21 protein-coding genes are annotated in these 22,017 nt (G+C 71.5%); 4 read left to right on the forward strand and 17 right to left on the reverse strand.

Features of this window, described 5'->3' with window-relative positions; translation table 11 throughout:
- Positions 1–31 precede the first annotated feature (31 nt).
- Both EO776_RS10535 and EO776_RS10540 read right to left on the reverse strand, forming a co-directional pair.
- Complete coding sequence (locus EO776_RS10535; RefSeq protein ID WP_094520889.1) at positions 32–2,221, reverse strand: DHH family phosphoesterase; 2,190 nt, start codon at positions 2,219–2,221, stop codon at positions 32–34.
- Positions 2,222–2,329: 108 nt separating this feature from the next.
- The gene (locus tag EO776_RS10540) at positions 2,330–2,941 is read right to left on the reverse strand and encodes a YIP1 family protein (protein WP_089308614.1); all 612 of its coding nucleotides are present in this window, start codon (positions 2,939–2,941) and stop codon (positions 2,330–2,332) included.
- A 202-nt stretch (positions 2,942–3,143) separates the two neighbouring features.
- On the opposite strand from EO776_RS10540, the gene EO776_RS10545 reads away from it, so the two are divergent.
- Positions 3,144–3,611, forward strand: coding sequence for a type IV pilin (locus tag EO776_RS10545; RefSeq protein ID WP_049930779.1), 468 nt, complete (start codon positions 3,144–3,146; stop codon positions 3,609–3,611).
- Positions 3,612–3,656: 45 nt separating this feature from the next.
- Here the strand turns inward: EO776_RS10545 and EO776_RS10550 are convergent, their stop codons facing one another.
- Positions 3,657–4,790, reverse strand: coding sequence for a Gfo/Idh/MocA family protein (locus EO776_RS10550; RefSeq protein ID WP_094520888.1), 1,134 nt, complete (start codon positions 4,788–4,790; stop codon positions 3,657–3,659).
- Positions 4,791–4,806: 16 nt separating this feature from the next.
- Positions 4,807–5,778: a sugar phosphate isomerase/epimerase family protein gene (locus EO776_RS10555; RefSeq protein ID WP_094520887.1), complete on the reverse strand. Its 972-nt coding sequence runs from the start codon at positions 5,776–5,778 to the stop codon at positions 4,807–4,809.
- A gap of 175 nt (positions 5,779–5,953) precedes the next feature.
- Here EO776_RS10555 and EO776_RS10560 point away from each other — a divergent pair, with 175 nt between their 5' ends.
- Complete coding sequence (locus EO776_RS10560; RefSeq protein WP_049930773.1) at positions 5,954–6,841, forward strand: PspA/IM30 family protein; 888 nt, start codon at positions 5,954–5,956, stop codon at positions 6,839–6,841.
- Positions 6,842–6,908: 67 nt separating this feature from the next.
- Here EO776_RS10560 and EO776_RS10565 read toward each other — a convergent pair whose 3' ends face one another.
- The 3 genes from EO776_RS10565 to EO776_RS10575 form a co-directional block, all read right to left on the reverse strand.
- On the reverse strand, positions 6,909–7,955 hold the full coding sequence (locus EO776_RS10565; RefSeq protein ID WP_094520886.1) for a dipeptide epimerase: 1,047 nt from the start codon (positions 7,953–7,955) through the stop codon (positions 6,909–6,911).
- The gene (locus EO776_RS10570) at positions 7,952–9,058 is read right to left on the reverse strand and encodes a DUF1611 domain-containing protein (RefSeq protein WP_094494572.1); all 1,107 of its coding nucleotides are present in this window, start codon (positions 9,056–9,058) and stop codon (positions 7,952–7,954) included. Before EO776_RS10570 ends, EO776_RS10565 begins: the two co-directional genes overlap by 4 nt.
- 445 nt (positions 9,059–9,503) lie before the next feature.
- Complete coding sequence (locus EO776_RS10575) at positions 9,504–9,821, reverse strand: DUF5785 family protein (protein ID WP_049930768.1); 318 nt, start codon at positions 9,819–9,821, stop codon at positions 9,504–9,506.
- A gap of 128 nt (positions 9,822–9,949) precedes the next feature.
- On the opposite strand from EO776_RS10575, the gene EO776_RS10580 reads away from it, so the two are divergent.
- Entirely contained in the window at positions 9,950–10,348 is a 399-nt protein-coding gene (locus EO776_RS10580) for a hypothetical protein (protein WP_094520884.1), read from the forward strand.
- 34 nt (positions 10,349–10,382) lie between these two features.
- On the opposite strand, the gene yqeC is transcribed toward EO776_RS10580, so the two are convergent.
- Entirely contained in the window at positions 10,383–11,114 is a 732-nt protein-coding gene (yqeC, locus tag EO776_RS10585) for a selenium cofactor biosynthesis protein YqeC (protein ID WP_089308620.1), read from the reverse strand.
- A 111-nt stretch (positions 11,115–11,225) separates the two neighbouring features.
- Between yqeC and EO776_RS10590 the strand changes: the two genes are divergently transcribed.
- On the forward strand, positions 11,226–13,169 hold the full coding sequence (locus tag EO776_RS10590; RefSeq protein WP_094520883.1) for an aldehyde ferredoxin oxidoreductase family protein: 1,944 nt from the start codon (positions 11,226–11,228) through the stop codon (positions 13,167–13,169).
- A 39-nt stretch (positions 13,170–13,208) separates the two neighbouring features.
- Here the strand turns inward: EO776_RS10590 and EO776_RS10595 are convergent, their stop codons facing one another.
- The 9 genes from EO776_RS10595 to pstC all read right to left on the reverse strand — a co-directional run bounded on the left by EO776_RS10595 (position 13,209) and on the right by pstC (position 21,947).
- Positions 13,209–13,541, reverse strand: a complete 333-nt coding sequence (locus EO776_RS10595) for a hypothetical protein (protein WP_049930761.1) — start codon at positions 13,539–13,541, stop codon at positions 13,209–13,211.
- Complete coding sequence (locus EO776_RS10600; protein ID WP_089308622.1) at positions 13,538–14,581, reverse strand: Mrp/NBP35 family ATP-binding protein; 1,044 nt, start codon at positions 14,579–14,581, stop codon at positions 13,538–13,540. The genes EO776_RS10595 and EO776_RS10600 overlap by 4 nt, the downstream gene beginning before the upstream one ends.
- Positions 14,582–14,662: 81 nt before the next feature.
- The gene (locus tag EO776_RS10605; RefSeq protein ID WP_049930758.1) at positions 14,663–15,466 is read right to left on the reverse strand and encodes an isopentenyl phosphate kinase; all 804 of its coding nucleotides are present in this window, start codon (positions 15,464–15,466) and stop codon (positions 14,663–14,665) included.
- Complete coding sequence (mvk, locus tag EO776_RS10610) at positions 15,463–16,479, reverse strand: mevalonate kinase (RefSeq protein ID WP_094520882.1); 1,017 nt, start codon at positions 16,477–16,479, stop codon at positions 15,463–15,465. The genes EO776_RS10605 and mvk overlap by 4 nt, the downstream gene beginning before the upstream one ends.
- A 65-nt stretch (positions 16,480–16,544) precedes the next feature.
- Positions 16,545–17,570 carry an AbrB/MazE/SpoVT family DNA-binding domain-containing protein gene (locus EO776_RS10615; RefSeq protein ID WP_094520881.1) on the reverse strand — a complete coding sequence of 342 codons (1,026 nt, stop codon included), beginning with the start codon at positions 17,568–17,570 and terminating at the stop codon, positions 16,545–16,547.
- Position 17,571: 1 nt separating this feature from the next.
- Positions 17,572–18,243 carry a phosphate signaling complex protein PhoU gene (phoU, locus tag EO776_RS10620; protein ID WP_094520880.1) on the reverse strand — a complete coding sequence of 224 codons (672 nt, stop codon included), beginning with the start codon at positions 18,241–18,243 and terminating at the stop codon, positions 17,572–17,574.
- A 4-nt stretch (positions 18,244–18,247) separates the two neighbouring features.
- Positions 18,248–19,180, reverse strand: a complete 933-nt coding sequence (gene pstB / locus EO776_RS10625) for a phosphate ABC transporter ATP-binding protein PstB (RefSeq protein WP_094520879.1) — start codon at positions 19,178–19,180, stop codon at positions 18,248–18,250.
- A 5-nt stretch (positions 19,181–19,185) separates the two neighbouring features.
- Entirely contained in the window at positions 19,186–20,814 is a 1,629-nt protein-coding gene (pstA, locus tag EO776_RS10630) for a phosphate ABC transporter permease PstA (protein WP_089308628.1), read from the reverse strand.
- Positions 20,814–21,947 (reverse strand): phosphate ABC transporter permease subunit PstC, encoded by a 1,134-nt coding sequence (pstC, locus tag EO776_RS10635; RefSeq protein WP_094520878.1) that lies wholly within the window; start codon positions 21,945–21,947, stop codon positions 20,814–20,816. The genes pstA and pstC overlap by 1 nt, the downstream gene beginning before the upstream one ends.
- Positions 21,948–22,017: the final 70 nt, after the last annotated feature.

Here is a 22,017-nt window from a genome sequence, read left to right on the forward strand (position 1 = left end):
CCGCGTCCGAAAAAGCTGACCGCGTGACGCCTCAGAACGACTCGGAGACGGCGGCGACGACGGCGTCCTCGACCGCGTCGCGCTCGCCGGAGAGGAACTCTATCTTCCCCTCGCGGACGCCGGCGGTGGCGATGTCCGCGCCCGGCGCGAGCTCGGCCGCGCGGTCGGCAACGTCGCGGACGGAGACGTCCGCGGTCGTGCGCACGTACAGCTCGTCGGTGCCGACGCCGACCGTCGCGAACGGCTCGCCGTCGGCGCGGCGCCGGTGGAGGTCGTCGAGGAGGAGGGGCGTCGGCGGGAAGTCGTACCGGTGGGTGTAGCCGTCGGTGTCGAGCAGGGCGAACTCGACGCCGTCGACCGCCTCGGTCACGACGTTCGCGTCCGCGGTCTCGACCTCGGCCTCCAGCTTCTCCCGGAACTGCTCGGAGACGTGCGCCGCGAGGTCGCCGCCGTCCGAGAACAGGAGGTCGGCGATCAGCTCACGCTTGTCCTGGTACGACTGGTAGTACGCCTCCAGCGCGACCGCCTCGCGGAGCTCGGCGACGCGCTCGGCGTCGTAGCCCGCGTCGCGCGCGATGTCGACGTACCGATCGGGGGCGTCCGCCCAGTAGCTCACGGCCGGCAAGTGTCGCAGGTCGGCGCGGACCCCGTCGTTGATCGCCGACGCGAGCGAGGCGACGAGCGCGCCCGTCGAGAGCGTCTCGTCGCCGTCGGCGTCGGCCAGCTCCGGCGAGACGAGCGTGTCGACCGCGTCCCGCGTCTCGGGGTCGGCGACCGCGGCGTCGACGACGACCGCGTCGACCCCGTACACCGACAGCAGGTCGATGCCGTCGGCGGACTCGGTCGTCGATCCGGCGCCGACGAGGAGGAAGAGCGGGAGCTTCTCGTCGTGGCGGTCGCGGTCTTGGAGCATCCGCGTCGCGTCGTTGGTGGCCGCGTCCATCCCGTACACCGGCTCGTCGAGCGGGCGGCGGGTGAAGTAGTGGTACTCCGCGTCGCTCTTCGCGTGCTCGTCGCGGATCAGCGGGAGGACGGCGCGCTCGACCGCGGCGCCCGCGACGTAGCCGTCGGCGGTCGCCGGGTGGCGCACGACGATCGGGCGCGATTCGAGGACCGCGCGGCGGACCGCCTCAGCGGCGTCGAGCAGGTCGTCAGCGAGCTCGGCGACGGTCTCGTCGCCGGCCAGCGGCTGGAGCCCCTCGGGGCGCGCCTCGTCTGTGAGGGCCTCGGCGAGGCGGCGGCGGACCGTTTCGGCGTCCTCGCCGTCGAGGAGGACGAGCGCCTCGGACTCGACCTGAACGTCGCCGCGGTGGCTCTCGACCTCCCCGTCGACCCGCACCGCGTCGCCGACCTCCACGTCCGGGTGCGCCCGGACGCCGGGCTCGACGAACGCGGCCACGTCGACGGCGCCCGTCGCGTCGCTGACCTCGAACACCGTCGGGCCGCCGGTCTGGCGGACGCCGACGACCTCGCCCTCGATCCGGACCGAGTCTCCGATCGCGTCGCCGAGCGACGTGATCGACACGCGCTCGGGCTCCGGTTCGTCCACGTCAGACTCGTCCGTGGCTGTCTCCGCGGACACCTCGTCTTCTGCGGTCGTCTCGGACGCGGGCTCCTCCGACGCGTCCGCGTCGTCCGATCCGACGCCCTCGTCCGCGGCCGCATCCGCTTCAGGAGCGTCCGTCGATTGGGACTCACTCGGCTCCGCATCGGCCTCTTCGGCCTCCTCGCTCGGCGCCTCGGGTTCCGCGTCGGCTTCCGTCTCGTCCTCGTCTGCGGACTCCGCGGCGCCAGCGTCGTCGTCGGCTTCGGACTCTTCGACGTCGTCGCCCGACGCCTCGTCGGGGAGGTGCTCGCCGGAGGGCTCTTGTACGAGGACGCCGCGGAACTCGCGGTCGGCCTGTCGAATCGACCAGCCGAGGTCGACGTTCCCGTTGTCGCGGACGCCTTTCACTTGGACGAACACGTCGTCGCCCGGCTCCCAGTCGAGGCTGTCGAGGCGACGGTCGAGCTCGGAGCGGTGGAGCAGTCCGGTGACGCCCGGCGCGAGGTCGACGAACACGCCGAACTCGGCGTATCCGTCGACGACGCCCCGGTAGAAGCGGCTCGGAACCAGATCGTCGGGAGAGTCGCCGCGGAAGTCGAACGCGACGTCTTCTTGGTGCGAGTCGCAGACGCGACCGCCCCCGACGTCGGTGCCACAGATGATACAGGATCCCATTTGAGTACACCGAGAGTCTCGGGCCTAAAACGGTTGTCGAAAGCCGGCTCGGCGACTCGATCGGAGCGCGGCGGGTTCGCGGTCGTCACGCCGCGACGGCCCGACGCGTCAGGCGCCGAGCAGCGTCCGTCCCGCCGCCACGACGCGGTAGCCGACGCCGTACCCGAGCGCGGCGGGCGGGATCGCGGCCGCAACCGTCCGGACCGCGCCCAGCCCGTGAACCGCGCGGAACCCGACGAACAGCAGCACCGCCGCGTACGCGCCGCAGAGGACTCTGAGTTCGGGTATCGCCGGGCCGGCCAGCGCCATCGGCGAACTCGCGTACGCGACGACCTGGACCGTCTCGCTCACGCCGCCGCGGTCGCGCAGCGAGAAGCTCCCGTCGGCGACCTCGACGCTCGCGACCACGACGGAGACGGTCGCGACCGCGGCGGTCAGGTGGAGGCCGACCGGCGCCGCCAGCGCGACCGCGACGAGGAAGACGACGAGGTCCGAGAGGAGCCGCGAGGAGGGGACGACGACGGGCACCGCTCCAGAGTCGGTCGCGATCAGGCCGAGCGTGAACGCGGCGGCGACCGCGACCGCGAACGTCAGCGCCGGGGCCTGGTCCCCGGGCGTGATCCCGTTCGCGAACGCCCGCCGCGGACGAACGAGGACCTCGATCCAGGTGCGCGCGATCCCTCGCGGACCGCGGGGGCGTCCGCCCGCCGAGTCGCTCATCCGAGTCGTCACGGTCGGAGTTCGGCCGCGCGGAATAACCCGTTTCCGGTTCGATCCCGAGTCGGTGGGCAGTTCGACCCCGCGTCGGTGGCTGGTTCAGCCACGCGTCCGTCCCGAGCCGGGCCCCACACCGCCTCATTCTTATCAGGGCTGATACGCGGTGCGCAAACCCTTATATCGGCGGTGTCGGAGTGACAGCCGAATGGTGGCGTTCCGAGACGACGAGCGAGGGTTCACCCCGCTGGCGGGGACCGGACTGCTCGTCGGGGTCGTCGTGCTGCTGCTCGCCATCGTCGGCGCGGCGGTGTTCGGCCTCATCGACGGCGTCGCCCCGCCCGACGCCGAGTTCGAGGGTCGACAGGAGGGCGGCGAGCTCGTCGTCGTCGCGCTCGGGCCCGAGCCGGTCCCGGCCGAGGAGCTGTACGTCCGCGGCGAGGACCCGGACGGGAACGTCCAGTTCGGCGCGTGGCCCGGCGACGGCGTCGTTCGGCCGGGCGATCGGGTCCCAGTCCCGAACGCGACCGGCAACGAGAACTTCGAGGTCGTCTGGGAGCCGGTCGCGTTCGACACCCGGGAGACGCTCGGAAGGTACAACGGCGAGGACTCCGCGATAGAGGAGTGGAGCGAGGAGAACGGCGGCAGCACGCCGGGCGGCGGCGTCGGAGTCTGAGGTCGGTTCGGTGTCGAGGTCGCGCTCAACGCTGAGGCGGAGCCCTCACTCGACCGGAACACGCTCGCCGCGCTCATCGGCCCGCTCGATCGCCGCGAGCACGCGCTGGACCTCGTAGCCGTCCGCGAACGACGGCTCGAACGACTCGCCCTCGGCGACCGCCGAGAGGAACTCGTAGTTCTCATGGACGAACGTGTGCTCCCACCCGATCACGTGGCCGGGGGGCCACCAACGGTCGACGTACGGGTCCGACTCCTCGGTGACCAACACCGTCTCGTAGCCGCGGTTCCCCTCGCGCAGCACCTCTAACTCGTTGAGCCGCTCTAAGGAGAACTTCAGGCTCCCCTTTGTCCCGTGGACCGCGATTGTGTGGTCGTTCTTGTGCCCCTCGGCGACCCGGCTCGCCTCGAAGGTTCCGGTCGCGCCCGACTCGTACTCGACCTGCGCGCTGTACGCGTCGTCGACGGTCACGTCGCGGTACTCGGCGACCCCGCCGTCCTCGTCGTGGACGGGGCGCTCGTCGACGAACGTCGTCAACTGTCCAGAGACGCGCTCGAACTCGCCGACGCGGTCGCCGACGAGAAACCGCGCGAGGTCGAGCGTGTGCGCGCCGAGGTCGCCGAGTGCGCCCGATCCCGCCATATCGGCGTCCATCCGCCACGCCCACGGCGCCTCGGGGTCGACGAGCCAGTCCTGGAGGTAGCGCCCGCGGACCTGCCGGATCTCGCCCAGCGCGCCGTCCTCGATCAGCCGCTTCGCGTGGCGGATCGCGGGGACGAACCGATAGTTGAACGCGGTGCCGCTGGTCACGTCGGTCGCGGCCGCCGCGTCGCGCATCGCTGCCGCCTCCTCCAGCGTCGGCGCGAGCGGCTTCTCACAGAGCACCGGCACCCCGGCCTCAAGGGCCGCGATAGACGGCTCGGCGTGGACGTGGTTCGGTCCGAGGTTGTAGAAGACGTCCACCTCGTCTATCGCAGCCTCCCAGTCGGTCGCGGTGTGCGCGAAGCCGAACCGGTCGGCCGCGTCCGCGAGCGCCGCCTCGTCGCGCCCGACGAGCGTGTGCCGCTCGATTTCGGGCGCGTCCGGAAAGAACATCGGGAGCCGCGCCATGGCGTTCGCGTGCGCCCTGCCCATGAAGCGATACCCCAGTACGCCGATCTTCAGTGGTTCTCGTGTCATCGGATCCTCCCCCGCCTCACTCCGCCCAGTACGCGTCGCCCGGTTCCGTCTCGAACACCGCCCGGTCCAACACGTCGACCGCCTTCTCTAATCCCTCGCGCGAGGAGGTGAGCGCGTCCTCGTGTTCGATGGAGAGCGCGCCCTCGTAGTCGACCAGCCGGAGCGTCGAGACCACGTCCTTCCAGTGTTCCTCGCCGTGGCCGTAGCCGATCGAACGGAACAGCCACGAGCGGTCTGCGGTGTCGGCATAGCTCGTCGTGTCGAGCACGCCCTTCACGCGGCTCTCGGCCTCGTACACCTTCGTATCCTTCGCGTGGACGTGGTGGATCGCGTCGCGCTCGCCGAGGAACCGGATCGCCTCCGTCACGTCGATCCCCTGCCAGTAGAGGTGCGAGGGATCGAAGTTGGCGCCGATCCGGTCGTTCGTCGCCTCCCGCAGCGCGACCAGTCCGGTCGGCTCGTAGACCAGCATGTTCGGGTGCATCTCGATAGCCACGTCGACCCCGTGGTGGTCGGCGTGGGCCCCCACGTCGCGCCAGTACGGGATCGCGACCTCGTCCCACTGGTAGTCGAGCGCGTCGGCGTGTTGGGTCGGCCACGGCGCCGTGACCCAGTTTGGCGTCGAGTCGCCGGGCGCGCCCGCCGGGAGCCCGGAGAAGCAGGTGACCGTGTCGACGCCGAGCAGGTCGGCTAACTCGATCGCCTCGCGCAGCTCGCGGTCGGCCGCCGCGGCCCGCTCCTCGCTGGGGTGGAGCGGGTTGTTGTGCGTCGCCAGCGCCGAGATCCGCAGCCCGCGGTCGTCGAGCAGCGAGAGCAGCTCCTCTCTCCCGGCCGGGTCGTCGAGGAGCGCTTCGCGGTCGACGTGGTCCTCGCCGGGCCAGCCGCCGACACCGAGTTCGACGGCGTCGACGCCGATGCCGTCGAGGTACGCGGCCGCGTCGTCGAGCGGTTCGCCGCCCAGTGGGACCGTCAACACGCCGATGTCCATGGTTGAGGCTACACGAACGTCACGAATAAGTGTTCAGGAAGCGCCGCCGCGGGGGCGCTCGGCCGCCGCGGCCGGCGCGCGTCGGCGACGACGACGGCGGTGTCTCCGGCGCGTTGCCCGCGCTGGCGCCGCGAACCGCATGAGGTTTTAACGGGTGGAACGCGTACGATGTGGTATGGGAATCCTCTCGCGCGCCTCCTACGTCGTCCGCTCGAAGGTGAACGCCCTCCTCAACCGGGCGGAGGACCCGACGGAATCGCTCGACTACTCGTACGAACAGATGCGCGACGAACTCCAAGATGTCAAACAGGGGATCGCCGACCTGACGACCCAGAAGAAGCGCCTGGAGATCCAGAAGCGCAAGCTCGAGGAGAACGTCGAGAAGCACAACCGACAGGCTCGCGAGGCGGTCCAGCAGGACCGCGACGACCTCGCGCGCAAGGCCCTCGAGAAGAAGAAGTCGAAGATGACCCAGATCGAGGAGCTCGAAGGGCAGATCGCCGACCTGAACAACACCCAAGAGCAGCTCGTCGAGAAGAAGAACAAGCTCCAGAACCGCATCGAGGAGTTCCGCACCAAGAAGGAGACGATGAAGGCCCGCTACGAGGCGGCCGAGGCGTCCACCCGCGTCTCCGAGGCGATGACGGGCGTCGGCGACGAGATGGAGGACGTGAGCCGCTCCATCGAGCGCGCCGAGGAGCGCACCGAGGAGATGGAGGCGCGCTCGGAGGCGATGGACGAGCTGGAGGACTCCGGCGCGTTCGAAGACGCGCTCTCCGACAAGGACAGCATCGACCGCGAGCTGGAGAGCCTCTCGACGAACAGCGAGGTCGACGCCGAGCTGGAGACGCTGAAGGGCGAGCTCGGCAAGGGCGAGTCGTCGAACGGCGACGCCGCCGTCAGCGACGAGGACGTCGACGCCGAACTGGAGGACATCGAGTCGGAGATCGACGCCGACGACTTAGAGAGCGATCTTGACGGTGATGCGAACGCCGACCTCGACGAGGAGCTCGACGTTGAGCTAGAGGAGTCGGAGTCTCAAGCCGACGAGAAGCGGAACTGAGGTCCCCAGCAGATCTGCGCTCGGTCCCCGCGGTCCCCGTCCCTCTCGTCCCCGCCTCAGACTCGGTTCACTCCGACGCCGGGCGCGCGCCGGTCCCCGCGCGGTCCTGATCGGCGAGCCGGATCTCACCGTCCGGGAGGTCGATACCCTCGTACGGGTCGTCGTCGAGCAGCAGCGACCCGTCGATATCGGCGTAATCGAGGAGGGGCGCGAGCTGCGCGGCGGCCGCGATGGAGGCGTTCGACTCGATCATACAGCCGCACATCACCTCCAGCCCGTGCGCTCGCGCGGCGGCGATCACCCGCCGGGCCTCGGAGAGGCTCCCGGCCTTCATCAGCTTCAGGTTCGCGATGTCGCAGCGGTCGGCGATCGCGGGCACGTCCGCCGCGGTCACGCAGGACTCGTCGGCGGCGATCGGGAGTTCCGACCGCTCGTAGACGTACCGGAGCCCCTCGGGGTCGTCGGCCGAGACGGGCTGCTCGACGAACTCCACGTCGCGGTCGGCGAGCCACGCGCTCTTCGCGACCGCCTCCTTCGGCGTCCACGCCTCGTTCGCGTCGACCCGGAGCCGCGCGTCGGGCGCCGCCTCGCGGACGGCGTCGACCAGCTCGCGGTCGCGGTCGGTCCCGAGCTTAAGCTTCAACACGTCGTGGCCCGCCGCGACGGCGTCGGCGGCCTTCTCGCGGACGCGGTCGGTCTCGTCGAGTCCGACGGTGAACGACGTCTTCGGCGCGTCGCTCGGGTCGAGCCCCCACAGGCGGTGGAGGGGGACGCCGAGCCGCTTCGCGGCGAGGTCGTGGACGGCGATCGAGACGGCACAGCGGGCGGCGGGGTTCCCGTTCACGACCGCCCGCAGCTCGGTCTCGATCTCGCGGACTGCGTGGGGGTCGCCGACGCGCTCGACGGCGTCGAGGAGGTCCGGCATGACCGCCACGACCGTGTCGGCCGTCTCGCCGTAGTGGGTCGACGGCGCCGCGCCGCCGACCCCGGTCATCCCCGCGTCGTCCGTCACGCGGACGACCACGTTCTCGGCCGCCGTCTGCGTCCCCCGCGAGATGGTGAACGCGTTCTCGAGCGGCAGCGACACCCGCTCGAACTCGGTGTCGAGGCTCATTCGGCCGCTTCCTCCCCGTCGACCTCCGAGTCGGCGTCCGCGGCGTCGACCGCGCCCAGTCCGGCGTCGAGGGCGGCGTCGACGACGGCGTCCGCGCCGTGGCGTACCGGGTCGATCGCGGGAACCCCGGTCTCGTCGGCGAACGCGGCGACCGCCTCGGCGGCCGCCTCGTCCTCGTCGATGTCCTTCGTGTTCACCGCCCCCGCGACGACGCTCGCCTCGTGGACGGGCGCCGCCAAGTCCTGGTAGAGGTCGACGTAGTCGGCGAGCGGCGGGAGGGCGAACTCCTCGTAACCGTGGACGACCTCGCGGCCCGCGGCGTGACAGAGGACGAGCCCGTCGGCCATCGACCCGTGGAGGATGCCGCAGGTGACCGCCGAGTAGGCGGGGTGGACGATGCTCCCCTGCCCCTCGACGACGAGGAGGTCGTGGTCGTCGCCGACCTCGGCGAGCATGTCCTCGACCGCGCCGGCGGCGAAGTCGGAGACGACGCGGTCGATCGGGTTCCCCCAGCCGGCGATCATGATCCCGGTCTGGCCGGTCGGGACGAACGCGGCGTCGATGCCGCGCTCGCGGGCGGCCGCGACGATCTCCAGCGAGGCGGTCATCTTCCCGACCGAGCAGTCGGTCCCGACAGTGAGCAGCACGTCGGCGTCCACGTCGCCGGACGCGCCCGTCGCGACCGTGAGGTCGTCGTCCGGCTCGCGCACGTCGACGAGGTCGACACCGTGGTCGTCCGCGAGCGCGGCCAGCTCCTCGTCCTCGTTCAGGAAGTAGTGGAGACCGCTCACCACGTCACAGCCCGCCTCGATCGCGGCCTCGACGTCCGACCGCCACGACTCGTCGAAGCCGCCGCCGATCGGCGCGATTCCGATGTACAAGGCGTCGAGGTCGCCGTCGGCCGCCGCGTGCGCCTCCTCGAACGACGCGACGATCGGCGCGTCCCCCACGTCCGCGACGTGATCGCTCACGCGGTCGCCGGCGCGGTCGCGGTCGAGGACGGCCCGGACGTCTTGGTCGCCGTAGCGCAGCACGCCGAGCGCGGTCTTCGCGCGGTCGGGGAACTTCTCGTGGGCGAGGACGGCGATCCGCTCGTGGTCCATGGTGGCTCGCTCGCCCCCCGCGTTCTTAAAAGAGTCGAGGGCCGGCCAAGCGATACGAACGAACCGCGGTGGCGCGTGCCGACGAGCGCCCGAAGGGCGCGAGTCGCACGCGCGAGGTCGCCGGCGCGTAGCGCCGGCTGCCAGAGGGACCTTCGGTCCCTCGCTGGAGTCGACCGCCCTCCGCGTTGCTCCGGCCGGTCGACGAGGCTGGGGAGGTGTGAGGTGCGGTCGCGGTGCGGGACGGGACTCGAAGGGGCAGTCGCGAGGCGGGCGCAGGTGGCGCAAGCACTGGAGGGAGAGCAGCGCGAGCGACCGAAGCGCACAGCGAGCGTGCGCCCGCCTCGCGGCTGGGGCTTCGGAAGTGCTCCTCGCGGTGGCGACGACGTATCGCAGAACAGCCGAGGCTTCGGGAAAGAGAACGACGCCGGAACGAGTGTTCGAGCAGTCAGGCGCTGCCGTCCACGAACTGGTCGGCGCCCTCGTAGAACCAGTATCCGTTCTCCCGCATCGCGCGGCCGAGCTCCTGGTGGAACTCGACGAAGTCCGCGAACTCCTCCTGCTCGACGTTCTCGAATATCTCCTCGACGGAGACGACCGTCTCGTAGTCGATCCGGATCGGGTGGTCGCCGTACTGCTCGACGTACTCCGCGGCGGTCAGCGGAAAGTCCTCATCCTCGTTGACCTTCTTCGCGAGCACGGCGTGGCCGTACTGCCGCATGCCCTCGCTCCCCTGCTCGCCGTCGGGGTCGTGTGGCCAGTCCATACCCGGAAGTTCGCCGGATCGGGGATAGTGGTTTCGGATGCGGTGGTGGCGGCGGCCACTCCTCCCGAGCCGCTCGACCCCACCCCCGACCACGGAAACACTTCACGGCCCTCCGCGTCGCTCCGGGCATGCGACGCAGAGCCCTCCTCGCGTCCGCGGCCGCCGTCTCGACCGCCGCGCTCGCAGGGTGTCCCACCCCGCCGTGGAGCGATGACCCGGCGGAAATCGACGTCGCCGAGGTTCGCCGGCGCCTCGACGAAGATACGCCGCGGCTGGTCGTGGCGGGATCGCTCCTCGACGGCCCCCGCCGCTGTGAACGCGTCACGCTGTTCGAGGCGGCGCTCGACGACGGGACGCTCCGCCTCCGGATCGTCTCCGAGGACGACCCCGACTCGGACGTCGGCCGCTGCTCGGACGTCGCTGAGCCCCACGCGCACTCGGTCGCCGTCGCGTTCACGGAGACTCCCGTCCCGGAGCGCGCCGTCGTCCAGCACGGGGATGAGACGATACTGGAGGAACCGGTCTGACGGAACCGGGCCGAGCACGGCCAGACCGCCGCCGCTACTCCACGACTTCGACGACTGGATCGTCCGCGGTCAGGCGCGTGAGAACGACGCGCGGCACGTTCGCGCGCATGAGGATCTCCTCGGCGAGCGCCCGGGCCGCGGCGGCGTCCGCCTCGTCGTCGACCTTGTTCACGACCGGGATCGCGGTCGCGTCGCCGGGGACCCCCTTCAGCCCGCCCGCGGGACTCGCGAGGACCGTCGCGACGTCGGCCGGGCGGATCTCGTCGCCGATCTCGCGGCCCGTGATCGCGGCGACCTCCTCGGGGCGGTGGACGTGCTCCTCCGTGAGCGGTTCGCCGACGACGTGCGCGCTCGCGATCGGGGCGACGATGTCCGCGTTCGACGGGATCTGCGGCTCGCGGTCGCCCGGCGCCTTGAACTCGCGGAGGCGCGCCCCGTCCGCCTTCACGAGCGTCGCGCCGGGCGCGGCGTCGGCGATCTCGGCGACGGTCTCCGTGTCGTACCCGAGGTACCGGTCCGACCGGTCGCGCTCGGGGACCAGCCCGAGCGGCCACTCGTCGGGTCCCGCCTCGCCGAGCGCGGCCACCGGGTCCGCGGTCACGCGCACCGCGGCGACCCGGTCGTCGAAGATCGGTATTCGGACGCTCGCGGTCACGACCGGCCGGTCGAGCCGGTCGGCGAGCGCGAACAGCGTCGACTTCTTGCCGCCTGCGCCGACGACGCAAACGGTCGCGTCGCGGGCGTCGAGCGCGGTCGTCAGGTCCATGCCGGGGCGTTCAGTCGCATCGAACCTCACTCTGGCGGTCGGACGGGCGGCCGACCGGCGGCGTCGCGGCGGCGGACAAATTGATACGACTCCGCCACGCAGGTCAACCGGATGCGCCGAAACCGCACCCGAGTCATTCGCGTGGACCTCTCGACGCGCGAGACTACCAGCGAACGGGTCCCGCGGGACTGGCGACGCGACTTCGTTGGCGGGAAGGGGATCGGAGCGCGCTACCTCTACGAGGAACTCTCGCCGGGAACGGACCCGACGGGGCCGGAGAATCTCCTCGCGTTCCTCGTCGGGCCGCTCGCGGGCTTCCTACCGGGAGAGACCCGGTACGCCGCAGTGACGAAGTCGCCGCTCACCGGCGGGTTCCTCGACTCGTACGCCGGCGGCGACTTCGCCGTCCGGCTCGCGGGGTCGCTCGACGACTGCATCGGCCTGCTCGTGACCGGGACCGCCGACAGACCGGTCCGGATCGAGGTCGAGGGGGGTCGCGCCCGGGTCAAGCCGACCGACGCGTGGGGCGACGACGCCGCCGAGACCGCCGAGCGGTTCCCGGACGCCGGCGTCGCCTGCGTCGGCCCGGCCGGCGAGCGCGAGGCGGCGTACGCGACGATCGCGAGCGACGGCGGCGACCACCACGCCGGGCGCGGCGGCGCCGGCGCGGTGATGGGCGCGAAGCGGCTGAAGGCCGTCGTCGCCCGCGACCCCCCGCCAGCGGTCCCGGACGACCTCGCCGCCCGCCGGGACCGCGACGCCGAGACGTACGGGCGGCGGCCGACCGGCGAGTGGCAGGCGGCCGGCGAGACGATCGAGACGGTCGACTACGCGGACGAGGTCGGGATCCTCGCGGCCGAGGGATGGACGGAGACCGGCTTCGACGGGGTCGACGACATCGGCGTCGAGGCCGCGGCGGAGCGCGCGGCCGGACGCGAAGCCGTCAGTGCCGGCCGTGACGGTGACGGCCGAGAGGGCGCCGAGAGCGGACCGGCGGGCGTCCCCGGCGGATTCCGGATCGACACGCCCGACGGCGAAGTGATCCCGCGCGGCGCGGCCCCGATCACGCTCGGCGCCGGCCTCGGGATCGACGACTTCGACCGCGTCGCGGAGCTCTGCGGGGTCTGCGACCGTCTCGGCCTCGACGTGATCGGCGCGGGCAGCGCGGTCGCTTGGGCGATCCGCGCCGGGCGGGCTGGGGTCGTCGACTGCCCGGTCGACTTCGGTGACGCCGCTGGCGCAGAGCACCTGCTGAAGGCGATCGCGGCCCGCGACCCCCCGGCCGATCTCGACGTGGACCCGGACCTCCCGGACGCACTCGCCGACGGGGTCGACGCCGCGGTGGCCCAATTCGGCGGCGACGCGCTCGTGCCGACGGTGAAGTCGATGGCGCTGCCCGGCTTCGACCCGCGCGCGGCGGTCGGCGTCGCGCTCGCGTACGCGACGAGCGACCGCGGCGCGTGTCACCGGCGCGCGCGACCGCAGGAGCGCGAGCCGCTGGCACGTCCCGACCGCTCCCTCGCCGACCGGGTGCGCGACGTGGTCGGGGAGCAGAACGCGCGCTCGGTCCTGTGGAGCCTCGTCGTCGACGACTTCGTCGGCGAGGCGGTCTGTGCCGACCTCGGCGCGGAGTGGCTCGCGGCGATCGAGCACCCGGCGGTCGCCGACTGCGGCGGCCCGCACCGCGACGAGTCGGAACGCGGGGACGCGGGGGACGCTGGCCGACCGGATCCCTCCCCCGCCGCGCTCGCGACGACCGGCGAGCGCATCTGGACGCTCACCCGACTGTTCAACGCCCGAGAGGGATTCGACCGCGCGGACGACGCGCTCCCTGAGCCGCTCCGCACCGACGCGGCCGACGGGACGCCGGGCGTCGACGTCGACGCGTTCGACCGCCTGCTCGATCGGTACTACGCGGCACGCGGGTGGGGCGAACGGGGGCTCCCGACGCCGGAGACCGCCGAGCGGCTCGGGCTCGCGCGCGTCGTCGACGACGCGACGCCGCTGGACGATAGCCCGATCGACTCCGCCCCGGCGGCCGACGCGGACGACTGACCCCGCCCGGCGACGTGACTGCCGTCCGCTCCGGCGGCCTCAGCGACGCAGCCCGCCCTCCGCCTTGATACGCATGATGTGCCGGACGTTGAGGTAGATCTCCTCCGGCGACGTCTCCTCCTCCTCGTCGTATAAGTCCGACACCCGGTAGAGGATCGCCGAGAGCTGCTTGCTCTCCGAGCTCTCCGCGCGTACGTCCGCCGCCACCTCGCGGAGGAACTCCCGCACCTCCGCGTCGGCCGGGATCTCCGCGCCCGACGCCTCGTCCGGTACCACCGGGTCGACGCCCGCGGCCGCGAGGGGGTCCTCCGGGTCGTCGCCGGTCGCCCCGGTTTCGTCGCCGGCCCCCGCGCCGTCGTCCGCGTCGGTCATCGCTCGCCGCTCACCCCGCGGCGGCGGACGACCCCGGCGTTGTTCGCGACGTTCTCGACGAGCACCTTGAACGCGTCTGCGGTCTCGCCGTCCTCCAAGACGACGGGCTCGCCGTCGTCGCCGCCCGTCCGGACCGCGGGGTCGAGCGGGACGCCGCCGAGGAAGGGCAGGTCGTGGTCCGCGGCGAGCGCCTTCCCGCCGCCGGAGCCGAATATCTCGTGGAAGCCGCCGCAGTCCGGGCAGCGGAAGCCGGCCATGTTCTCCGCGATACCGAGGACGTTCGTGTCGTGTTTACCGAACATCCGGAGCCCCTTCACCGCGTCGTCGAGCGCCACGTCCTGCGGCGTGGTGACGATCACGGCCCCCGTCAGCGGGAGCGTCTGGAGGATCGTGAGCTGTGTGTCGCCGGTGCCCGGCGGGAGGTCCATCACGAGGTAGTCGAGCTCGCCCCACTCCACGTCCTCGACGAGTTGGGTGATGATCTTGTGGACCATCGGGCCGCGCCAGATGACGGGGTCGTCCTCGCCGGTGAGGAAGTCCATGCTCATCAGCTTCACGCCGAACCGCTCCGGTGGCACGATCGTCTCGCCGTCGGTTTCCGGGCGCTGTTCCGCGGACACCATCCGCGGGACGTTGGGCCCGTACACGTCGGCGTCGAACAGGCCGACGCGGGCGCCGAGTTTGGAGAGCCCGGCCGCGATGTTGACCGCCATCGTCGACTTCCCGACCCCGCCCTTCCCGGAGGCGACCGCGATCACGTTCTGTACGCCGGGGAGGACCTGCTCCTCGGTCGAGAGGTCGTCCGGGATCGACGCCGACAGCTCGACGTCGAGCCCGGTGTCGGCGAGCGCCTCGCGCACGTCGTCGGCGATGGCCGACTCGGTCGGCGAGAAGGGGGCGCCGAGCGCGAGCGACACGTGGACCGTTCCGTCCGCCTCGTCGACGTCGACGCCGTTCACCAGCCCGAGCGAGACGATGTCGCCGCCGAGGTCGGGGTCCCGCACCTCCGCGAGCCGCTCCCGTACGTCCGATTCGTTCATGCCGGGGAGGAGGGCCGTGGGTCGAATAAGGGTTCTGTACGGGGGCGCGCCACCGTTTGCGACGCGCCCGCGGTCACCCGCTCAATCGATCCGGGTCCCCGCGCCCTCGCCGCGCAGGAACGGGACCAGCCCCTCTGCGCCGAACACGTACGCCGGCGCGTCCAGCGCGAGCAGCTCCCGCACCTTCGCCGCCATCCCGCCGGAGACGTCCGTCGCGTCGCTCGCGCCGAGGGCGTCCGCGACCGACCCGAAGTCGTCGATCGCTGGGATCACGTCGCCGTCGCCGTCGAGGACGCCGGGCACCGTCGAGCAGACCCCAACGCGGCGTGCGCCAAGTCCGGACGCGAGCTCGACGACTAGCTCGTCACCCGAGACGACCGTCACCCCGTCGCCCGCCGTCGCCACGCCGTCGCCATGGAGGACCGGAACGAACCCCTCGCCGAGCAGCGTCGCCGTCGACCCGAGCGGGAGGTCGAGCCCGCCGTCCGCGCCGTCGGCCCGCGCCGCGAGCGACAGCGGGTGAACCGGCACCGCCGGGACCCCGTGCTCGCGGAGTCGTTCCAACACGTGCGCGTTCAGCCGCTTCATCGCCCCGTGAATCGCGGCCGCCGCCTCGGCGTCCCGCGTCCCGTCTGTCGTCGACACGCCGTGCTCGCTGGCGTGGTGGTGGCCGAAGCTCCCGCCGCCGTGGACGACGACGAGCCGGTCGGCCGTACCCGCCGCGAGGGCGTCCGCGACGGCGTCGCAGGCCGCGTGGAGCGCCGCCTCGTCGAGGGTTTCGGGCTCGTTCTTCTCCGTGATCAGACTCCCGCCGAGCTTGAGGACGACGGGGGGAGCGGACTCTCCGCCGGCGTCGTCGTTACTGACGGCTTCGCCCCCCGTCACGGCTCCACCACCCGGACGCCCTCGGTCGCCAGCTCGGCGCGGAACGATTCCTCGCAGCCCTGCGTGAACGAGAGCGCGGTCTCCGTCGCGTCGCTTTCGTCGAGCGCGACGATACAGCCGCCGCCGCCCGCACCGGTGAGCTTCGCACCGTGCGCGCCCGCGTCCCGCGCGGCCCACACCATGGCGTCGAGCGACCGGGCGGAGACGCCGAGCGCCGCTAACAGTCCGTGGTTGAAGTCCATCAGCTCGCCGAGTTCCGCGAGCAGCGCCGGGTCGGGGTCGCTCTCGGGGTCGGCATCCGCGAGCAGTTCCTCGCCCGTCCGGACGAGGTCGCCGATCGATTCGACCGTGTCGGCGGCGAACTCGTGTTCCGCCCGCAGTTCGCGGACACCGGCGACCAGCTGGCCGGTATCGCCCGCGCCGCCGTCGAACCCGACGACGAACGGAAGGTTCGGCGCGTCGATCGGCTCGCAGTCGTCGCCCTCGACCCGCACCGCGCCGCCCATCGTCGAGCAGAAGGTGTCCGCTCTGGAGGCCTGCCCGTCCTGGACCTCGAACTCGGCCCGATACGCCCGCTCGGCCAGCTCTCGGCGGTCGAGCGGCTCCCCGAGCGCGCGCGTCGCGGCGTCGATACCGGCCACGACCACGGCCGCCGACGACCCGAGCCCCGCGCCGAGGGGGATGTCGCTCTCGACGGTGATGTCGAAGCCGGCGTCGGGCGCGTCGGCCGCCTCGCGCGCCTGCTCGACGGCCGCGTCGACGTACCCCATCGCGGCCTCGACGAGCGGCGTCGGCACGTCGACATCGGGCCGGTCGCTCGTCCCACCCGCGTACTCCACGGTGAACCCGTTCAGAGAGAGGTCCTCGGCCTCGACGCGCACGTGGTCGTCCTCGCGCGGCTCGGCGGTCACCGTGGCGCGCCGCTCGATCGCCGCGGGCACGGCCGGCTCGCCGTAGACGACGGCGTGTTCGCCGAAGAGGTACACCTTCCCCGGCGCTTCGCAAACGGTCATACGAGTCTCCTCTCCCCCCGCGCTTACAGGCGTTGCGCTTGGCGGGTCTGGGCGGGACCCGACATCTACTCGTTTATCCGTCCCGGGTCGCGGTCGCGTATCGTTTCGCGGCAGCGGACCGCGCGACGCAGCCCGATCTCCGCCACGTCGCCCCCGCACTCCGCGGTTTGCCGTAGCGCGCGCGCGACGCGGCGGAGCTCCGCCGCCCCCGCGCCCGCCTCGTCCAGTTCCCGATCGAGCGCGTCGATGTCGTCGCGAGCCCGGCGCAGCTCACCGACCGCGCTCCGAGCGACGTCGGCGCCCTCGTCGCCGAGGGCGACGCTCACCCCGTCGGAGACGACCTCTCGGACCGTGCGACCGAAGTCGCGACACGCCGCCAGTCGCGCGGCCGACGGCGGGTCGTCGAGGGCCGCCGCGGCGCTCCCGATGTCCGCCGCCGCGTCGCGGAAGCGGCACAGCTCCCGCATCGCCGTCCACGACTCGAACAGCTCCGGGCGGGTCGTGCCGAGGGCGTCGACCTCCCCGAGGTCGGCCATGCTGCGGGAGACGGACCGGTCGATCATCGACGCGAGGCGGTCGACCTGTTTGTCGCGGGAGCCGATCGGCGACGAGTCGGGCGGCGTCGCTAGCGCCTCAACCGCGTCGCCGTGTATCGAGCGGACCGTGAACGCCAGCTGTCGGAGCGACTGACTCACGGAGACCTCCGTCGAGTCCAGCATGATCTGAACCGTCGTCGCGGTCTCCGACTCCGCGGCCACCGACATCCCGATCCGGTTGCGGGCGACCCGCTCGACGACGCGCCGCTGGTCCGGGGTGAGCGGCTCGTCCCGTTCGAGCGTGACCTCGCGCGCGCCAGCGGCGTAGGCCGCCCGCAGCGCCCGCTCGATTACCTCCGGGTCGGCCGACTCGATCCGGGCGACGGGCGGGTCGCCGTCGCCGCCGTTCCCGGTCTGGACCGTCAACACGCCGTCGATGTGGTCGTGGAGCGTCACGGTGTCGCCGGACGCGACGCCCTGCGACTCCGCCCAGTCCTTCGGGAGCGAGACCGTGTACGTCCCGTTCCCCACGGTTTGGACCTTTCTCGACTCCATCTCAGTAGAGCAGCTCCGGGTCGTTTTCGGTCATGTACAGCGTCCGCGCCGCGATGTTCACGGCGTGATCCGCGATCCGTTCGAGGTCTCGGATCGTCAACAGCACCCGCGATACGTCGTCCAACAGCCGTTCGGCCTCCCAGCCGTCCCCGTCGGTCCCGGCGATCAGATCGCGGGTGACGCTCTCGCTCGCCCGCTGGCAGAGCGCGTCGACCTCGTCGTCGTCGGCCGCGACCGCGCGGCACGCGGCCGCGTCCTCGGCCTCGTACGCGGCGAGGCTCCGTTCGAGGAGGTCGCGCGCCGCCTCGCCGATGGCGTCGAGCTGAACCTCCGGCGAGAGCGTCCGCGTCGCGGTCCGGAGGTAGTCCGCCAGGTTGACCGCGAGGTCGCCGATGCGTTCGAGGTCGGTGATGATCTTGAACGAGGCGGTGACGAGTCGGAGGTCGCCCGCGACCGGCTGCTGGAGCGCGAACAGGTCCACGCACCGGTCCTCCAAGCGCAGGTACGTCTCGTTGACCGCGGCGTCGGCGTCGACCACTTTCTTCGCCAGCGGCTCGTCGCGGCGCTCCGCGGCGTCGAGGCTCCGTTCGACCTGCCCTATCACCTGATCCCCCATGGCGAGCACGTCCGCCCGGAGCTCGTCGAGCGAGTCCTGGTACTGTTCTCGGGGCATGGGATCACCCGAACTTGCCGGTGATGTAGTCCTCGACGCGCTCGCTGTGTGGGTCCTCGAACACCTGATCGGTGTCGCCGTACTCGACGAGCTCGCCGCCCGTGAGGAAGACGGCGGTCTGGTCCGATATCCGGGCCGCCTGCTGCATGTTGTGCGTGACGATGACGACGGTGTACTCCTCCGCGAGGTCGTCGATCAGGTCCTCTATCTTCGCCGTGGCGATGGGGTCCAAGGCGGACGCCGGCTCGTCCATCAGGATGACCTCCGGGTCGACCGAGAGGCAGCGGGCGATACAGAGCCGCTGTTGCTGGCCGCCCGAGAGCCCGAGCGCGTTGTCGTCGAGCCGGTCGCTCACCTCGTCCCATAGCGCCGCGTCGCGGAGGCACCGCTCGACGAGCGCGTCGCGCTCGTCGGCGTCGCTCCGGTTCAGCAGGCGGGCGAGGAGGCCCGTGTCGAGGTCGCCGTGCTTCTTTGGCCCGTAGGCGATGTTCTCGCGGATCGTCTTGGGGAAGGGGTTCGGCGACTGGAACACCATTCCGACCCGCTTACGCAGCTCCACGAGGTTGACCCCGTCCCGGTAGATCTCTTGCCCGTCGAGCTTCACCGAGCCGTCGATCCGGGCGGAGCTGACCCGATCGTTCATCCGGTTGAGACACCGGAGGTACGTCGACTTCCCGCAGCCTGAGGGGCCGATCAGGGCGGTGACGCTCTCCTCGGGGATCTCCATCGAGACGCCCTTCAGCGCGTGGTCGTCGCCGTAGTGAACGTCGAGGTCCTCGACGGCCAGTTTCGTGTCGCCGCGGAACTCGTAGTCGGTCCACTCGTCGCGGGTCTGCTCGACGGTCTCGCCGGTCGTCGTGGTGGGCGAGCGGCCGTCGGTCGGCGAGCGGTCGTCGGTCGATGCGGTCTGGGTCTGTTGGGTGGTGTTCTCGCTCATCGGATTCAGGTGTGTGTGAGCCGTCGCCGGAAGTAGTAGCGCGTCGCGATGCCGATCGCGTAGAATGAGAGGACGACGACGAGCAGCACCAGCGCCGTCGCCCAGCGGAACTCGTCCGCGTTGCCGACGTTGCTGCTGGCACCCACGCCGGCGGAAATCAGAGCGTACAGCTGGTACGGCAGCGCTGAGGTTGCCTCCAGCAGGGCCGGATTGGCGACGAACGGCGGCGCGGACGTGAACTGGAAGCTCCCGAGGACGTCGACCGTCTGCGAGCCGGGAACGAACGTCCCGCCGGCCATCGTCAGCAGGATCGGCGCCGTCTCGCCGGCGATCCGACCGACGCCGAGGATGACGCCGGTGACGACGCCGGGCAGCGCCGCCGGGAGGACGACGCTCCGGATCGTCTGCCACTTCGACACCCCAAGGGCGGCGCTCGCGTCGCGGTACTCGTCGGGGACGGAGAGCATCGCCTCCCGGGAGGTGATCACCACGAGCGGGAGGAGCATGAACCCGAGCGTGATCATCCCGGAGAGCAGCGACTTCCCGTTGCCGAACCGCGGGATGAGGAAGGCGAAGCCGAACAGCCCGAAGACGATGCTGGGGGTGCTCCACAGCCCGTTTGTCGCGATCTCGACGACCTGGGTGAACCGACCGCGGTCCGCGTACTCGGTGAGGAAGAGCGCCGCGCCGACGCCCAGCGGGACCGCCAGCACGACGGCGCCGAGGACGAGCCAGACCGTGCCGACGATCGCGGGCAACACGCCCTGGAAGTCGTTGAAGAGGGCGACGCCGTTCATCACGAACGGGACGGACACCGGCAGCGTGACCGAGACGCCGAGGACCGTCGTCTGCGGCCCGGTGCCGAGGCCGATCTCGACGCCGTTCAACAGCCCGGGGACCCCCTGGACGACCACGAAGGCGACGAGGACGAACAGGAAAGCGACGATCGAGAGCGCGTTCAGGTACACGAGGACGTACGCGCCCATGTGCCGACCGCGGGCGCCGAAGCCACCGTACGCCTTCGCCGAGGCCCAGCCGCCGTACAGCGCGCTGAACAGCGTCGCCGCGGGGATGAGGAACTCCGCGGTGAGGGCCGCCTGCTGGGCCCAGTCCAGCTCCCACACCCACGTCGGGCCGATGACGCCGGTGAGGAACACGAGCCCCGTCAGCGCGAGGAGGCTCCCGAGCGGGAGCGTCGACCCCACGTCCTCGCGGGGGAGGACGGTGAGCGCGAACGCGCCGCCGCCGACGGCCGTCCCGGCGAGGACGCCGACCGTCGTGCCGAGACCGAGCGTCTGGCTCGCGACGCTCCCGCCGACGACGACCCACGGAACGGCGGCGCCGAAGCCGGCGACGAGCCCGGCGCTCGGGTCGGGGTCGGTCTCGACGTAGCCCAGACGGGAGCCGGCGCCGAAGGCGACCACCGCGACGCCGAGCGCGGTCAGGAGCCCGCCGAGCAGCGTCACGGTCCGAATCCCGAACAGCGAGCCGGTGAGGCTGACGCGCTCGAACAGCGCGGCGACGGCGAGCGCGAACAGGACCGCCGAGAGCCCGACGGCAACGCCCGCGACGGCGTCCGTCTCCGTGGTCTCCGACTCGACGAGCCTGGCGTCCGTCTGGCTCGCGTCCGCCATCAGACCTCACCCCCGAGCCGCTTGTGCATTCTCCATTCGATGTACTGCGCGCCGATGGAGATGACGAGGACGGTGACGAACAAGATCACGCCCGCGACGAACAAGGCGTCCATCTGGAGGCCGTCGGCCTCGCCGTAGTTCCGCGCGATGATCGACGTCAGCGTCTCCTGCCCGTAGAAGACGTTGACGAGTGGCTCCGTGAGGCGAGGCACGCCGCGGAGCATCACCGTGGCGGCCATCGTCTCGCCGATGGCGCGGCCGACACCGAGCAGGACCGCCGCGGAGACGCCGGAGAACGCGGCCGGCAGCGTGATCGAGGTCATCGTCTGCCAGTCGGTCGTTCCCATCGCCAGCGAGCCGCTCTTCATCGACTCCGGGACGCTGCTCAGCGCGTCTTCGGCCACGGAGACGACGGTCGGGAGCGCCATCAGCCCGACGACGATGCCGACGAACAGGTACGACCCCTGCCCCGTCGTCTGGAACTGGTCGGAGGCCCACGGGCCCAGCACGGTGAACCCGATGAACCCGTAGACGATCGAGGGGATGCCGGCGAGGATCTCGACGCCGGGCTTGACGACCTCGCGGACGGTCGCGGGGGCGATCTCCGAGAGGAAGAGCGCCGCGGAAACACCGAGGGGCGCGGCGACCGCGGAGGCGATCAGCGTCACCATCACCGTCCCGTGGATCATCGGCACCATCGAGTACCGGATGGGCGGCGAGACGGCGTCCCAGTTCGGCTGGATGAACATCCGCAGGCCGGGGACCGTGATCCCGAACGCCGTCGCGCTCTCGTATCGGATCACCGGGACGGACTCGCGGAAGATGAAGACGATGATCAGTCCGAGGATGAGGATCGTCGACACCGTCATCATCAGCGCGATCGTGTACGCGGTCTCCTCCTGGTACCGGAACCAGCCGATCCCCGCCGCCGTGAGGAAGACGACGAAGGGAACGATGGTGAGGTCGGAGACGGCGAGGAACCCGACGAGGGTGGCCAGAAGCGACAGCGTCATCGCGGAGATGATCGCCAGCGCGGGGGGTTCGGTCTCGTCGACGAACTCCCTGACTCGTCTGCGCTGCGCGCCGAGTGCGTCGGTCAGTCGCCCGCCGAGCACGTCTGTTACCGTTGGCATCTGTCTGTTATCGAGAGCATTCGCGTGTTGTGTGTCGTAGAAGCCATGTTCGTCCGTACCGTGAGCGCCG

It is taken from the genome of Halorubrum ezzemoulense (genome assembly GCF_004126515.1).
GTDB lineage: Archaea > Halobacteriota > Halobacteria > Halobacteriales > Haloferacaceae > Halorubrum > Halorubrum ezzemoulense.